Annotated in this window: 15 protein-coding genes; 8 read left to right on the forward strand and 7 right to left on the reverse strand. The window is 63.2% G+C overall.

Annotation, left to right across the window (positions count from 1 at the left end; genetic code table 11):
* Window positions 1-72: 72 nt before the first annotated feature.
* The 7 genes from NKI18_RS12295 to NKI18_RS12325 all read left to right on the forward strand — a co-directional run bounded on the left by NKI18_RS12295 (window position 73) and on the right by NKI18_RS12325 (window position 4281).
* Window positions 73-705 carry a hypothetical protein gene (locus NKI18_RS12295; RefSeq protein ID WP_352616727.1) on the forward strand — a complete coding sequence of 211 codons (633 nt, stop codon included), beginning with the start codon at window positions 73-75 and terminating at the stop codon, window positions 703-705.
* A gap of 135 nt (window positions 706-840) precedes the next feature.
* The gene (locus tag NKI18_RS12300; protein ID WP_352616725.1) at window positions 841-1248 is read left to right on the forward strand and encodes a hypothetical protein; all 408 of its coding nucleotides are present in this window, start codon (window positions 841-843) and stop codon (window positions 1246-1248) included.
* A 111-nt stretch (window positions 1249-1359) separates the two neighbouring features.
* The gene (gene purM / locus NKI18_RS12305) at window positions 1360-2424 is read left to right on the forward strand and encodes a phosphoribosylformylglycinamidine cyclo-ligase (RefSeq protein WP_023677649.1); all 1065 of its coding nucleotides are present in this window, start codon (window positions 1360-1362) and stop codon (window positions 2422-2424) included.
* Window positions 2421-3128: a phosphoribosylglycinamide formyltransferase gene (purN, locus tag NKI18_RS12310; protein WP_352616722.1), complete on the forward strand. Its 708-nt coding sequence runs from the start codon at window positions 2421-2423 to the stop codon at window positions 3126-3128. Before purM ends, purN begins: the two co-directional genes overlap by 4 nt.
* 59 nt (window positions 3129-3187) lie before the next feature.
* Window positions 3188-3475, forward strand: a complete 288-nt coding sequence (locus NKI18_RS12315; RefSeq protein WP_352616721.1) for a type II toxin-antitoxin system ParD family antitoxin — start codon at window positions 3188-3190, stop codon at window positions 3473-3475.
* Window positions 3468-3761 (forward strand): type II toxin-antitoxin system RelE/ParE family toxin, encoded by a 294-nt coding sequence (locus tag NKI18_RS12320; protein WP_352616718.1) that lies wholly within the window; start codon window positions 3468-3470, stop codon window positions 3759-3761. The genes NKI18_RS12315 and NKI18_RS12320 overlap by 8 nt, the downstream gene beginning before the upstream one ends.
* Before the next feature lie 4 nt (window positions 3762-3765).
* Window positions 3766-4281, forward strand: a complete 516-nt coding sequence (locus tag NKI18_RS12325; RefSeq protein ID WP_352783901.1) for a SixA phosphatase family protein — start codon at window positions 3766-3768, stop codon at window positions 4279-4281.
* Window positions 4282-4389: 108 nt separating this feature from the next.
* Here NKI18_RS12325 and NKI18_RS12330 read toward each other — a convergent pair whose 3' ends face one another.
* From NKI18_RS12330 to NKI18_RS12360, 7 genes are all read right to left on the reverse strand, one after another.
* Complete coding sequence (locus tag NKI18_RS12330; protein ID WP_352616713.1) at window positions 4390-4662, reverse strand: DUF680 domain-containing protein; 273 nt, start codon at window positions 4660-4662, stop codon at window positions 4390-4392.
* Window positions 4663-4938: 276 nt separating this feature from the next.
* On the reverse strand, window positions 4939-5172 hold the full coding sequence (locus NKI18_RS12335) for a DUF680 domain-containing protein (protein ID WP_352472617.1): 234 nt from the start codon (window positions 5170-5172) through the stop codon (window positions 4939-4941).
* 378 nt (window positions 5173-5550) lie between these two features.
* A complete protein-coding gene (locus NKI18_RS12340; RefSeq protein WP_502900690.1) occupies window positions 5551-7773 on the reverse strand; it encodes a cation:proton antiporter domain-containing protein in 2223 nt (740 codons plus the stop codon).
* A 170-nt stretch (window positions 7774-7943) separates the two neighbouring features.
* The gene (locus tag NKI18_RS12345; protein ID WP_352616706.1) at window positions 7944-8642 is read right to left on the reverse strand and encodes a DUF2270 domain-containing protein; all 699 of its coding nucleotides are present in this window, start codon (window positions 8640-8642) and stop codon (window positions 7944-7946) included.
* A 56-nt stretch (window positions 8643-8698) separates the two neighbouring features.
* Window positions 8699-10807 carry a molybdopterin-containing oxidoreductase family protein gene (locus NKI18_RS12350; RefSeq protein WP_352616704.1) on the reverse strand — a complete coding sequence of 703 codons (2109 nt, stop codon included), beginning with the start codon at window positions 10805-10807 and terminating at the stop codon, window positions 8699-8701.
* A gap of 242 nt (window positions 10808-11049) precedes the next feature.
* Window positions 11050-12927: an ABC-F family ATP-binding cassette domain-containing protein gene (locus tag NKI18_RS12355; RefSeq protein WP_352616702.1), complete on the reverse strand. Its 1878-nt coding sequence runs from the start codon at window positions 12925-12927 to the stop codon at window positions 11050-11052.
* Between the two features lie 447 nt (window positions 12928-13374).
* A complete protein-coding gene (locus NKI18_RS12360; protein WP_023677659.1) occupies window positions 13375-13554 on the reverse strand; it encodes a hypothetical protein in 180 nt (59 codons plus the stop codon).
* A gap of 132 nt (window positions 13555-13686) precedes the next feature.
* On the opposite strand from NKI18_RS12360, the gene NKI18_RS12365 reads away from it, so the two are divergent.
* On the forward strand, window positions 13687-13860 hold the full coding sequence (locus NKI18_RS12365) for a hypothetical protein (RefSeq protein ID WP_352616700.1): 174 nt from the start codon (window positions 13687-13689) through the stop codon (window positions 13858-13860).
* Window positions 13861-13927: the final 67 nt, after the last annotated feature.

Raw genomic sequence — 13927 nt, forward strand, 5'->3', positions numbered from 1 at the left:
AACAAGGCGCGCTGTGGATGGACTAATAGGCCGCTAGCAAGGCACGATGCGCAACAAAGAGGGAGTGGAACCTTGTCTTTGGCCGTTGGCGAAGCGCGTAAGTATCTCGATACGTTCATGACGGGACATGGCTTTCGCCGCATCCGGAAAGGCGTCTTCGAAGTCGACCGGAGCGACGATATCAGCCTGATTCTCGAAGAGGCCTTTACTGCAAGCCATGGCGATGTTCATGTGAACATGCTCGTTTACCTGGACTTTCTTACCGTCAGGCCGTTGCTTGAAAGGCTGTACGGCAAAAAATGGATCTGGCCCGGACTGTCGCAGTTTCATCCTGAAACGATATTTAACAATGAGCTGAAAGCTTATGCTCGTTACTTCGAGCATCTTGACCAGACGAGCATAGACAGGTTGCTGGGGAAATATGTCGAGCTGGCGCGACGGATCAGGGCTCAGAACCCGGACCTCGCCAGTTACGTCGCCGGACATAGCGAGTTGCTCGACAAACCTTACGAATTCACACAGCCCTTCGCAGTTCGAATCCTCGCGCTGATTGCCTGCGAAATCGAACTTGGGCACTACGAGCGGGTGAAGCAGGCTGTGCACTGGATTCGAACGAACAATAGCGGAATAGCGCTGAGCGGCTACGCCAAGGCACAACTCGACCGCGTCGACATGGTTCTAGCGGAACGAGAGGGGCGTCCGTAAGGGCGGCAGCTTGGGCGACTGTCCACTCTTTTGTCGAGCCAAGACCGTCTGATCCCGCCGTCATCCTTGCGAGGTGCGGCCGTTCATGCGAAGAGCCCGCGAAGCGACAGCCTATTTCCCCACTGCTGAATGACGATGGCGCAGAGAATCACAATCGCTTGGCGAGTAACGCTTTGCTATCTGGCCGGACTGACAGAAAGTCTGCTGGCTTTCGCATCTTTCGGAGCCCCGCACCGCAACATAGCGACGCAAGATCTTCTGTGGGCCTTCGCTCTTGAGCTGGCCGTGGGCGTGGTCGTCTCTTGGCCCCTCTGGCTGACGGCTGCGGTCGTGGCGTTCCTGTTCGCGCGGTCGGTCGTTGCAAATCCAGGTCTGTGGGCTGTCGCGGCGGCTTTGGTCGCCGCCGGCTTCTCGTATGGAACCCTGCCCTTCGACGGTGAAATCAGATCTCTTGCCACCGTCGGTGGCCTCGCCGCAATTCTGGCAGGGATTTCTTTTTACTGTTGGAGTGTATCACGCCCGGTTCCCGCGGCATCCAACTGAAAACACCATTAATCGCGCGCTTGCCTTGCGGGGCAAAACCGTTCATGCGAAGAGCCCGCACGCGAGTGAAAACAGCGACAGGCAAGCGCAACAGATGAGCAGGCGCCGGAAATGAGCAAGCGCAAGAACGGGCTCACCTATGCCGAAGCGGGCGTCGACATCGACGCCGGCAATCTCATGGTCGAGAAGATCAAGCCGCTGGTGCGCGCCACCCGCCGGCCGGGCGCCGATGGCGAGATCGGCGGCTTCGGCGGCCTGTTCGACCTCAAGGCAGCCGGCTTCACCGATCCGGTGCTGGTCGCCGCCAATGACGGCGTCGGCACCAAGCTGAAGATCGCCATCGACGCCGGCAAGCACGACACGATCGGCATCGACCTCGTCGCCATGTGCGTCAACGACATCGTCGTGCAGGGCGCCGAACCGCTGTTCTTCCTCGACTATTTCGCCACCGGCAAGCTCGATCCCGACCAGGGTGCTTCCATCGTCGGCGGCATCGCCGAGGGCTGCCGGCAGGCCGGTTGCGCGCTGATCGGCGGCGAGACGGCGGAAATGCCCGGCATGTATCACGACAAGGATTACGACCTTGCCGGCTTTGCCGTCGGTGCCGCCGAACGCGGCCAGCTGCTGCCGACCGACGACATCGTCGAAGGCGACGTGCTGCTCGGCCTCGCCTCGTCGGGCCTGCATTCGAACGGCTTTTCGCTGGTCCGCCGCATCGTCGCCGTAAGCGGCCTTGGCTGGGGCGATCCGGCGCCGTTCAATGACGAGGCGACGCTGGCCGAGGCGCTGCTCGAGCCGACGCGCATCTACGTCAAGTCGATCCTCAAGGCGATCCGCAACACGCATGGCATCAAGGCGCTGGCCCATATCACCGGCGGCGGCTTTCCCGAAAACATCCCGCGCGTTCTGCCCAAGGATTTTTCGGCCGAGCTCGATCTCGGCGCCATCGAGGTGCCGCCGGTGTTCTCATGGCTGGCCAAGACCGGCGGCGTCGCGCCGGAAGAGATGATGCGCACCTTCAATTGCGGCATCGGCATGATCCTGGTCGTCGCCTCCGGCCAGGCGGCGCAGGTCGCCGCCGTTCTGCAGGAGGCCGGCGAGACGGTGACGCCGATCGGCCAGATCGTGCCGCGCCGCGATGCCGGCGTCATCTATCGGGGCTCGATTGGCCTATGACCAGGAAACGGACGGTCGTACTGATCTCGGGGCGCGGCTCCAACATGACGGCGCTGGTTGCGGCGGCGAGCAACCCGGCCTATCCGGCCGAGATCGTCGGCGTCATCTCCGACCGCGCCAATGCCACCGGCCTTGGCATCGCCGCGGCGCGCGGCATCGCCACCAGAGTGATTTCGCGCTCCGACTATGCCAGCAAGCAAGCGCACGACGAGGCGATCGACGCGGCCCTCTTGTCGTTCGGCGCCGAGATCGTCGCGCTGGCCGGCTATATGCGCATCCTCGGCGCGCGCTTCGTGGAGAAGTGGCAGGGCCGCATGATCAATATCCACCCTGCCCTGCTGCCTGCCTTCAAGGGGCTGGATACGCATGCGCGGGCGCTGCGCGCAGGCATGCGCATCCATGGCTGCACGGTGCATTTCGTCACGCTCGACATGGATGACGGGCCGATCATCGCCCAGGCCGCCGTGCCGGTGATGGTCGGCGACAATGAGGACACGCTGGCCGCGCGCGTGCTCAAGGCCGAGCACCAACTTTATCCGCTGGCGTTGGGCCTTGTCGCCGAAGGCAAGGCGCGGATAGAAGGCGGCCGCACGGTGTTTTCGCGCTTCGCCGATGATGCCGACAACGCCACGTCGGTGGTGATCGCGCCCGACCCGCTGCGCGAAGAGACCGATCTCGAGCACCTGGCGCGGATCACGCCGTGAGGGTCAGTTCTTGAATTTGGTAGCAAATTTTGCTACCGTTTTCGTGAGGAGACGGCTTGATGGCGACAGTCGAAAAAGTCAGCGTAGCGCTTTCCCCGGAACTGCTGGACATGGTCAAAGGCGCGGTGGCCAGCGGGCAGTACGGTTCGGCAAGCGAAGTGATCCGCGAGGCACTGCGCGAATGGCGGCTTCGCCAGCCCTTGCGCGAGGCCGAAGCGGAGCGGTTGCGGAAAGCCTGGACGGAAGGGCTGGAGAGCGGTCCGTTTGCGCCGTTCGACATCGAGAACATAAAACAGAAAGCCCGCAGCCGGTTGGGCAACACCAGCAAAAACCGGCGGAATGGCTGACATCCGCATTGTCCGCAGCCCGGCGGCAGAAGACGACCTGATCGATATTTGGTTTGGCATTGCAAGGGACAACCCGCTTGCCGCGGACCGCTTTTTGAATGCTATTGCCGAGCGCATCGTGCAATTGGGCACATTCCCGGAATCCGGTTCCGAGAGGCCCGACATCGCTGCCGATGTGCGTGCGTTGACGATCGGCAATTATCTCGTGCTTTATCAGCTGGCCGAACAGCGGGTCGAGATCGTCCGCGTCGTGCATGGCGCACGCGACGCTTCGGCCTTATTTTGAATCCATGAAGCAACTGCTGCTCCTGCGTCACGCCAAGTCGAGTTGGGACGATCCCGACCTCATCGACTTCGACCGGCCGCTGTCCGCGCGCGGGCTGAAGGCAGCGCCGCTGGTCGGCCGCGAACTGGCCCGGCGCGGCTGGCTGCCGGAGTTGGCGCTGGTGTCGCCGGCGCTGCGCACCCGCGACACGTGGCGGCTGGTCTCGGCGGAATTGCCGGCGAAGGTGCAGGCCAAATTTGCCCAGGCGCTTTACGAGGCAGCGGCGGCGGACATCCTCGCCAAGGTGCGGCAAGTGAAGGCGGGGACCGGAACGCTGCTGGTGCTTGGCCACAATCCCGGGTTGGAGGAGTTCGCGCGCGGTCTTGCCGGGGCTGGATCTGATGAAGCGGCGCTGAAAAAACTGGCGGAAAAATACCCCACCGCGGCCCTGGCTCGGTTCGACGTCGATGGCGATTGGGCCGGTCTCACCTTCGGCAGCGCCCGGCTGACGCACTGCATTTGGCCGAAGGATCTGCGTTAGGGATTTACCAACAGGCCCGGGGATCGCCGACCCCTTCGACCGACCGGGCTTTGCCCAAACAAGAGCGGCGGGCCAGGCCCGCCGCTCTTTGTGCTCCCGGTTAAGGAACTAACGGCCCCAATTGCCCCGGCCAGATTGGGGCACTACGGGCTGATCCGTGCCGAACCAGGTCGTCGCCTCGGTGTCGACGGCGTTGTGCTCGGCCGTCAGCGGCTTGCGGATGGAACCGGTAAACCCGCTGTCGACGGTGCCGACAGGCGCGTTGCCAACAGGCGCGGCCGGCTGGTTGACGCCGTCCGAGCCATAGTGATCGCTGCCTGCAAAGGCGCTGCCCGTGGCGACGAGGACGATGGTGGCGACGGTAAGAGCAGTCTTGGTCATTTCAGGTACTCCAATGTACTGGTCATTCGTGAGTTGTCGTTGCTTTCGACGCATTCGAGATGAGAGCGCTGTCCGCGCCGACGAATACGCACCCGGCTTTTTCCGATGTGCACGTTGCTGGACGATTTCAGCAACCGAGATTGTGGCTACAGATGAAACCTGCAAATCAAAGTATTCGATTGGCGCAGGATGCTATTCGGCGCACACGCCCGTTGATACGCGACAGCAAGAGTAGCGGGCCAAGCCCGCCGCTCTTTGTGTTGCGGGCCGTGATAATCAGCGGCCCCAGATGCCTTGGCCGGATTCAGGCGCCACCGACTCGGAGGTTGTCTTGGCACCGGTATGCTCGGAAGTAACTGGCTTGCGGATCGAACCGGTGAAGGTGTTGTCGACGTTGGCAGCAGCAGCGGCCGGCTGGTTGACGTTGTCCGAGCCATAATGGTCGCTGCCGGCAAAAGCAGTGCCGGTGGCAACGAGGATGGCGGCGGCGGTAAGAGCGAGCTTGGTCATTTCGGTACTCCGGTAGTTCTTTGGTCTGTCCGTCAAGTGGCGTGCCTCGGGAGGAATTCGCGTCGCTCGGACCACCCCGAGATGGGTCGGCAAGTCTGTCGTTTCCAATCACGAAAATTTTGTGCCGGTGCGCCAAATTGGCCGCTTGAAAATCCGGCATAAGGTCCCTTCTGCCACAATCTTCTGATTTCTTTTCAATTAGTTATGCGGTCAGTGGTGATTTGCCGCGCGAACATTCTTTGAGCCGGCGTTCACCCTTTCCTGTACTCTCTGCTAACGGAACCGAGCCGTTCGGTTCGAGTTCTTTTACGCTTGGCTGATCAGCGCTTTCAGAGGCTCGATCGACATTCCTGCCGACCGATCAATGCGCGGTGAAATTCACGCTGCCAGCTCAGCGCCAGCGGCGTCGTGCTTGGGCCGCGCGCTGGCCAGAAGCACGACCGGGCAGTTGCAGGCGGCTAAGACAGCGCCGGCGGTTTCACCGAAGAACAGGTCCTCACCCGGACGTTGGGTGACGCCCATCACGACGATCACCGCTCCTTTGGCCGCCTCCCGGGTGATCGCCTTGTCGGGTGTAACGCGGGTATGGAACGCTGTGTCGATATGCAGGCCGTAGCGGCCCGCCAGATCAGCGATGTCTTTCAGGACGGCCTCTTCGCGGCTATGCGACACCGATATCGACCTGCGGTCCTTGGCTGCCTTTTGCGAGACGTAGAGAACCTTGATCCGCGCCCGGTTTGGACGGGCCAGCGCCAGCGCCAAGTCGGCGGCGCGACGCGCCACCTGGGTACCGTTGACGGGGACGAGAATGCTGGTGCCGGCCTTCAGCGTCGGCATCTTTTCGCCAGCATTGCCGCCGTTCAGGACCAGGCAAAGCGGGCCGTCAAATCCTGCGGCAATGTCGTTGAGGGCCGGCGCGAAGGCGCCATCGGCGGTCAGCACATTGTCCAGGCCGACCAGCAACAGGCCGTATCCCTTGCGGGCCTCTTCGGCGATCGTCTCACCCGTGGCTTCCAATTCGGTGCGGGCCGTCAGGTGGACTTTCTCGACAAGCGTATCTTCGATCCGTTTCACTGCCCGGGCGCTCTTTTTTGCGCCCTTTTTGATTTCCTGCAGGGCGCGCTCCTGTCCCTTGCTGTCGGTCGGCCTGTCAACTCGGCCGTCTTTCGGCTGAAGCAAGGTGGTGGGCAGGCGAAGCAAGGTGGTGGGCATGCCGCTGCCTCCGCCGACCAGTCCGGCGAGATATGCAGTGAACTTGCCGATCCTGCTGTCGTCGACCAGCACAAGCAGCCGCTCCAGCCTGGAAATGAAGCCGTATTCGTCCAACGCCTCGCGCTCGACACGCTGTTGCTCGTCGTGCCCAACCGGCAGCCGGCCGAGCGCCCAGCGCAGCATCGGCGGCATGGCCAAGGTGGTGATCACGGCCATGGTGACGATCATGGTGAAGAGATTGTGCGACAGGATGTTCATCGACAGGCCGATGCTGGCGACGATCACCTCGGTCGAGCCGCGTGCGTTCATGGCACTGCCGACGGCGATTGCTTCCTTGAACGACATGGCGGCGAGCTTGGCGCCGATGAAGGCGCCGCCAAACTTGCCGATGCTGGCGATGACCACGAGAGCGCCCGTCAGCATGGCAAGGGTCGGATCGGCGAGCACTGTGAGGTCGGCGGAAAGCCCCGCCATGCCGAAGAAGATCGGCATGAACAGCGCGGTGATGACGCCGCGCAGCTGGCCTTCGATATGGCTGGAGAGGATGGGCGATTCCCCGACCAGGATGCCGGCGACGAACGCTCCCAGCACGGTATGGACGCCTATCAGATTAGTGATCAGCGCCATCGCTCCCATGATGATGAGGATCATGGTGATCACCGCAAACTCGCTGCGGAATTGATCGTTGGTCCAGCGGATCAAGGTGAAGACAAGACGGCGGCCAATGGTGAAGGAGAACACCATGAACAGTGCCACCGCGGCGATGGTGGTCACCAGCGGCGCGAACTGTAGCTTGCCATTGGTGGCGATGCCGAAGGTTACGGCGATGACCAGCCAGCCGATCGTGTCCTCGATGATCGCCGAGGAAATAATCACCTGTCCGAGGTTGCGGCGCATGAAGTTCATCTCGCGCACCACCATGGCGACGACCTTGACCGACGAGATCGACAGCGCCGTGCCCAGGAACAGCCCGGCGACGGTGCGCTGCGTGGGGTCAGCCAGCAATGCGTCCGGCAGGAACTGCGCCAGCGCGAAACCGAAGATGAAGGGCACCACGACGCCGGTAGCCGAAATGGAAAAACAGGCCGCGCCAACCCGGCGCACCAGCCGCAGGTCCGTCTCCATGCCGGTCAGCAAAAGCAGCATCAGGATGCCGAGCTGCGAGACGGCGTCGATCATGCCCTTTTGCGCAGGATCACTGGGAAAGATCAGGTGCTGGGCCGACGGCCACAGCCAGCCGAACAGCGAAGGACCGAGCAGGATGCCGCCGATCAGTTGGCCCATGATTGCCGGCTGGCCATAACGCTGCAGCACTTCGCCCAGGCCGCGCCCAACAAGCAGCAGAAGCACGATCTCGGCGACGAAAGCGCCTTCGCCCGAACCACCCATGCCGGAGGCCCGGGTACCGGCCACGAGCGTCTCCGCTGCCCAGGCCGCGCCCGCGGGGACGAAAGCGCAAACCAGCAGCGCCAGGCTGGAACGTGTCGGAGCCTGCCAAGCCATGAAACCCCCATCGCCCAATGCACGTGTCCAACAACGCGCGACAGGGCGTTGCGTTGCTAGACGTGGACGTCACCGAAGGAGAGTTCGCCGTCGTCGCTCTCTGTCAGAAAGGCTGTCACCAGCAGGCCTGCATAGAGGACGGCGACCAGCACGACGATGGCGCCACCAGGAACGGGACCCAGGGCAGCACTGGTGACGGCCTCACGCATCGACCCGACGAAGCCGATGCGGACGCCTTCGGTCAGAAGACTGGGGGTCGACAGTTTGAGGATCCAGGCCAGCAGCAGAATCAGCAGCATGTAAATGTAATTGCGACGCAGGCGGCGCGCCAAAGCCACGCGTTGCGAAATCAGGAATTTCGGCGCGCGCAGGCTCTCGCCGACGATCAACAGCCAATCGGACGCGAAGTCCGGCTGCGGCGAGAATATCTGCGCGAAATAGTGCCGTTCGAACTGGCGCACGCGAGCCCGATAGAAGTCGAAGAAGCGATATCGGCGGGCCTCTATCCACAGCAGCAGCAGAACAAGCAGCATGGCAAACAGCAGCACGCCATGGTGAGCGCTGGCTGTCGAAAGCGAAACGGACAGCATGGCTGCGACAACGGTTATCGCCCAGTTGCTCGTCCGGTCCAGGCGGTCGCGCCACCCAGCCATGCGCGCAATCTCGGCGCGATGAAAGTGGGACATCGTGGTTACGAGTTCGCCGGACGACAGTGTCCTTCCGATGGGATCCGGCGCCGGCAACACTTCTGCCATGACAATGCCTCCACCCGCCACGCGAAAACGGCCGGATGGAGATATCGTTCCGACGCTCAATCCGCCGGGCGCAGCCAGACCTTGTTGTCGTGGAAGGCGGCGCCGCCATAGGGCGCCGGCGCATCGGCGCCGGTCAGCACGTTGATGCCCTCGCCGCGCTCATGGGCGCTGTTCGGCCAGATGCCTTCGGCGACGACCACGCCGCGCTTGATGCCGTCGAACAGTTTTGCGTGCAGCACCACTTCGCCACGCTGGTTGCCGACTTCGACACGGCCGCCGTCGGCGACGCCGAGTGCCGCCGCATCATCGGGATGCAAGAGCAGCTCCGGCCGGCGCTCTTTTGCCTGCGATACCGGCGTTTCGGCAAAGGTCGAATTGAGGAAATTGCGCGCCGGCGAGGTGGTCAGCCGGAACGGGTGCGCCTCGTCCGCCACCTCGATCAGGTCGACATGATCGGGGAATTCCGGCAGGCGCGCCACCGGCCCGAACAGGCCCATGCTTTTCGGTGGCCGATTGGGCGACGCCTGCCCGGTCCAGTTGGCGCGAAAATGGAATTTCTTGTCGGCATGGCCGAAGCCTTCCAGGAAATGCGCGGCCGCGAAATCCGGCTGCAAATCGACCCATTTCTGCTCTTTCAGGCTCGAAAAGCTGCCCAGCCCGCGCTTGCCCAGAATGATGTCGATATGCTGCTGCTCGGTCATGCCGAAGCCAGGACGATCGGCGACACCGAGCCTCTTGCCCAGCTCCTCGATGACGAAATGGTTGGTGCGCGGGCCTTCCGGCGGGTCGATCAGCTTCGGCCCGAGTGTGATGTGCTGGTTGCCGCCACCCTTGTAGACGTCGTCATGCTCGAGAAACATCGTCGCCGGCAGCACCACATCAGCGAGCTTGGCGGTGTCGGTCATGAACTGCTCGTGCACGCAGGAAAACAGATCGTCGCGCAGAAAACCTTGCTTCACCAGCCGCTGCTCCGGCGCGACATTCACCGGATTGGTGTTCTGGATCAGCAGCGCCGTCACCGGCGGGCCGCCATAGAGCGCATCCTCAGCCCCGGTCAGCACCGGGCCGATGCGCGAATGATCGAGATGGCGGATCGCGGGATCGCGCATCCGCGTGCCTTCGAGCAGCTCCTGGTTGAGCTTGAAGATGCCCGAATTGGAATGGAAGGCGCCGCCGCCCTCATACTGCCAGCAGCCGGTGACCGCCGCGATCGAGGCTGCGGCATGCATGTTGACCGAACCGTTGCGCTGCCGCGAAAAACCGTAGCCGAGGCGGAAATAGGTCTTCTTCGTCGTGCCGACGAGACGGGCGAACGCCTCGATTTCGTCGACGGAAAGCCCGGTGATGTCAGCGGCCCATTGCGGCGTCCGCGTCTTGAGATGCGCTTCCAGACCGTGCGGATCGTCGGTGTATTTTTCCAGATAGGCGCGGTCGGCCATGCCGTCGCGGAACAGCACGTGCATGACAGCGCATGCCAGCGCGCCGTCGGTGCCGGGCTTCAGCACCAGGCCGAGATCGGCCTGCTTCATCGTCGCATTTTCGTAGACGTCGATGACGACGATCTTGGCGCCGCGTTCCTTGCGCGCCTTGATGGCGTGGGTCATGACGTTGACCTGCGTGACCACGGCGTTGGTGCCCCAGATCACCACGCAGTCGGACTTCGCCATTTCGCGCGGGTCGGGGCCGCGCAGCGCGCCGGCGCCCATCATCCAGCCGGTCCAGGCCAGATTGGTGCAGATCGAACCGAAGAAGCCGGAATATTTTTTGGCGTGCCTGAGCCGCTCGATGCCGTCGCGCTGCACCAGACCCATCGTGCCGGCATAGTAATAGGGCCAGACCGTCTCCGAGCCATATTTTGCCTCCGCCGCGATGAATTTTTCAGCGACCAGATCGAGCGCCGCCTCCCAGCTGGATTCCTTCCAGGCGCCCTCGCCCTTGGCGCCGGCCCGCACCAGCGGCTTCAGCAGGCGGTCGGGATGATGGACGCGATCGGCGTAACGGGCGACCTTGGCGCAGATGACGCCGGCCGTATAGCTGTTGGTCTTGGCGCCATGGACACGGCCGATGCGCTTGGCGTCGAGCAGTTCGACCTCGAGCGCGCAGGTCGAAGGGCAATCATGCGGGCAGGCCGAATGGCCGATTTTGAGCTTGGCATGCTGATTCATGGGTGCAAACTAGCCGGTTGTTATGGCGACGTGTAGGGCCAGATGACGAGCCAATCTCCCCCCAAGTGGGGGAGATGTCCGGCAGGACAGAGGGGGGCGTGAAGGATCGCCAACCATTGGGGATGATGCCGCTCTGACCAAGACGGCAGTCGGCCGCGGCGAACAGCTGCCAAGCCGGCGGGACAGCGCCCCCCTCTGCCCTGCCGGGCATCTCCCCCACGAGGGGGGAGATTACGCTCTTCCTACTCCGCCGTGCCTTCCTCGTACTCCGCCGACATCGACAGCCATTTTTCCTCATGGCCGGCCAGCTGTTGCGCAAGTTGTGAGCGCTCCTTGGCCAGCCTTGTCGCGGTCGAGGGGTCCTTTTCGTAGACGGCCGGGTTGGCGAGTTCGTCCTCGATCAGGTCGATGCGCTTGCGGAGGCGGTCCATCAGCGCTTCGGTGGCGCGGATTTCCTTGGCCAGCGGCTCGAAGGCGGCGCGGCGCGCGGCTGCGTCGCGGCGGCGGTCGGCCTTCGAGGCTTTGTCCGCCTCGCGCTTGCCGCGGCGGTCGCCGGAGACGCCGGTGACCAGCGTCTTGTAATCCTCGAGATCGCCGTCATACGGATTAACCGCGCCGTCCTTGACCAGCCACAGCCGGTCGGCGGTCGCTTCGAGCAGATGGCGGTCGTGCGAGATCAGGATGACCGCGCCGGGAAAATCGTTCAGCGCATGGATCAGCGATTCACGGCTGTCGATATCAAGATGGTTGGTCGGCTCATCGAGGATGAACAGGTTCGGCCCCTCGAAGGCCGACAGGCCCATCAGGAGCCGTGCCTTTTCGCCGCCGGACAGATCCTTGGCGGCGGTGTTCATCTTTTCGGTGGTCAGGCCGAACTGGGCGACGCGGCCGCGCACCTTGGATTCCGGCGCATCCGGCATCAGCCGGCGGACATGCTCATAGGCGTTTTCGTCGGGCCTGAGGTCGTCGAGCTGGTGCTGGGCGAAGATTGCTACCTTCAGGCCGGGCGCCACCGTCATGCTGCCGGTCTCCGGCTTCAGCCGGCTGGCCAAAAGCTTGGCGAAAGTCGACTTGCCGTTGCCGTTGGCGCCGAGCAGCGCGATGCGATCGTCGGCATCGATGCGCAGCGTCATCTTCTTCAGGATCGGCTCGCCCTCGGTGTAGCCGACGTTGACGTTGTTCAGCGCAATGATCGGCGAGGCCACCATCTTCACCGGCTCCGGAAAGGAGAACGGCCGCACCGTGTCGTTCACGATCGCGGCGATCGGCTTCATCTTCTCCAGCGCCTTGATGCGCGACTGCGCCTGCCTCGCCTTCGATGCCTTGGCGCGGAAGCGCTCGACGAAGGATTCCATGTGCTTGCGCGCGGCTTCCTGCTTGACGCGGCCCTTCTCCTGCAATTCGCGCTGCTCGGTGTATTGGCGCTCGAACTGGTCGTAGCCGCCGCGCCAGAAGGTCAGCTTCTTCTGGTCGAGATGGACGATCGAATTAACGGCGCGGTTGAGCAGGTCGCGATCGTGCGAAATCAGTAGCACGGTGTGCGGGTATTTCGACACGTAGTTTTCCAGCCACAGCGTGCCTTCGAGATCGAGATAATTGGTCGGCTCGTCGAGCAGCAGCAGATCGGGCTCGGCAAACAACACGGCGGCCAGCGCGACGCGCATGCGCCAGCCGCCGGAGAAGGACGAGGCCGGCCGCCGCTGCGCCGCATCGTCGAAGCCGAGGCCGGCGAGAATGGTGGCGGCGCGTGACTCGGCCGAGTGCGCATCGATATCGGCCAGCCGCATGTGGATGTCGGCGATGCGGTGCGGATCGGTCGCCGTCTTTTCCTCTTCGAGCAGCGCACTCCGCTCGAGATCGGCCTTGAGCACGATCTCGATCAGCGGCTCCTCGGTGCCCGGCGCTTCCTGCGCGACCTGGCCGATGCGCGTGTTCTTGGGCAGGCTGATCGAGCCGGTCTCGGAGGCGAGATCGCCGGTGATCGCCTTGAACAAGGTCGTCTTGCCGGTGCCGTTGCGGCCGACAAGGCCAGCCTTGCTGCCGGCCGGCAAGGTCAGCGAGGCATGGTCGAGAAGCAGGCGTCCGGCCATGCGGAGCGAAAGGTCGTTGATGATCAGCATGGCCGGGCTTTTGCACGGGACAACCATGCTTCGCAAGGGCTTGAGCCCCGGTTCGCCGCATAAGCCGCGAAAACCGGCAAGCAAGTCAGCGGCCGCGCCGCGACTTCCCGCAAAACGCAAAAAGAACCCGCTATCCTGAGGGGGGACAAGGAGAGCGGGCTCTTTCGTGAACGGCGGCCTTGGGAGCGTCCGATCGACATCCAAACACGCAGCAGCTTGGTTTGTTCCATGGGAAGAACGAACTATGTGATGAACAAACGCTGCTGTGGCCGGCAGGTTTGTCCACAGGGGCGTGCCGTCTGTACGCTATCGACCATGACGCTGCGGAAAGACTCGGCTATCCTTGGATGTGCGGCGGGCCTGATCTCCGCCTGGCCGGCGCCATCAGCTTCCTCCCAAGCGGCGCCGGCCACCTTCCTTGACCGGCGCCGACGCCATTTGAGGCGGTCATTGTTTCGGCGGCGTGCCGGGCTGATCGCCGCCGGTCGTCGACTTCGGCACCGGATTCTTGTCGACCTGCGGGTTCTGATCGACCGTGTCGCCAGGGGCCTTGGTCGGCTGGATATTGTTGTCGCAACCCGCAACAGTCAGAGCTGCCATAAGCAGCAGGATTGAGCGCTTTTTCATCGCAGTCTCCTCTCGCCCGACAACGAGGCGTCGGCGATTTGGTTGCGCGGCCGGTGTCGTTCCTGCATTCGCCAAGGGGCCTGGGAACAAAATGCCGCGTCTCCGGTTGCTGCACAATCAATGGAGGAAGGCATGATCCGTCTGCTCATCGCCGGGGCAATCGTCTATATTGCCTATCGCGTCGCCAAGAAAGTGATCGACGAGGTGCCCGACGATTTCGATCCGCTGCTGTTGCCACCGCCGCAGGACGATCGCGAGGCGCTGCGGCGGCAATCGGCAAGGATGGGCGTCGAGCCCGAGCGTTAGTCGACAGGCCTGCCCGCAAGGCTTCTTCGCTCACGGGCCCTATTCCGGCTCCGCAAACCGTTGCGAA

Source organism: Mesorhizobium sp. M0800, assembly GCF_040320095.1.
In the GTDB taxonomy this organism is placed as follows: Bacteria; Pseudomonadota; Alphaproteobacteria; order Rhizobiales; family Rhizobiaceae; genus Mesorhizobium.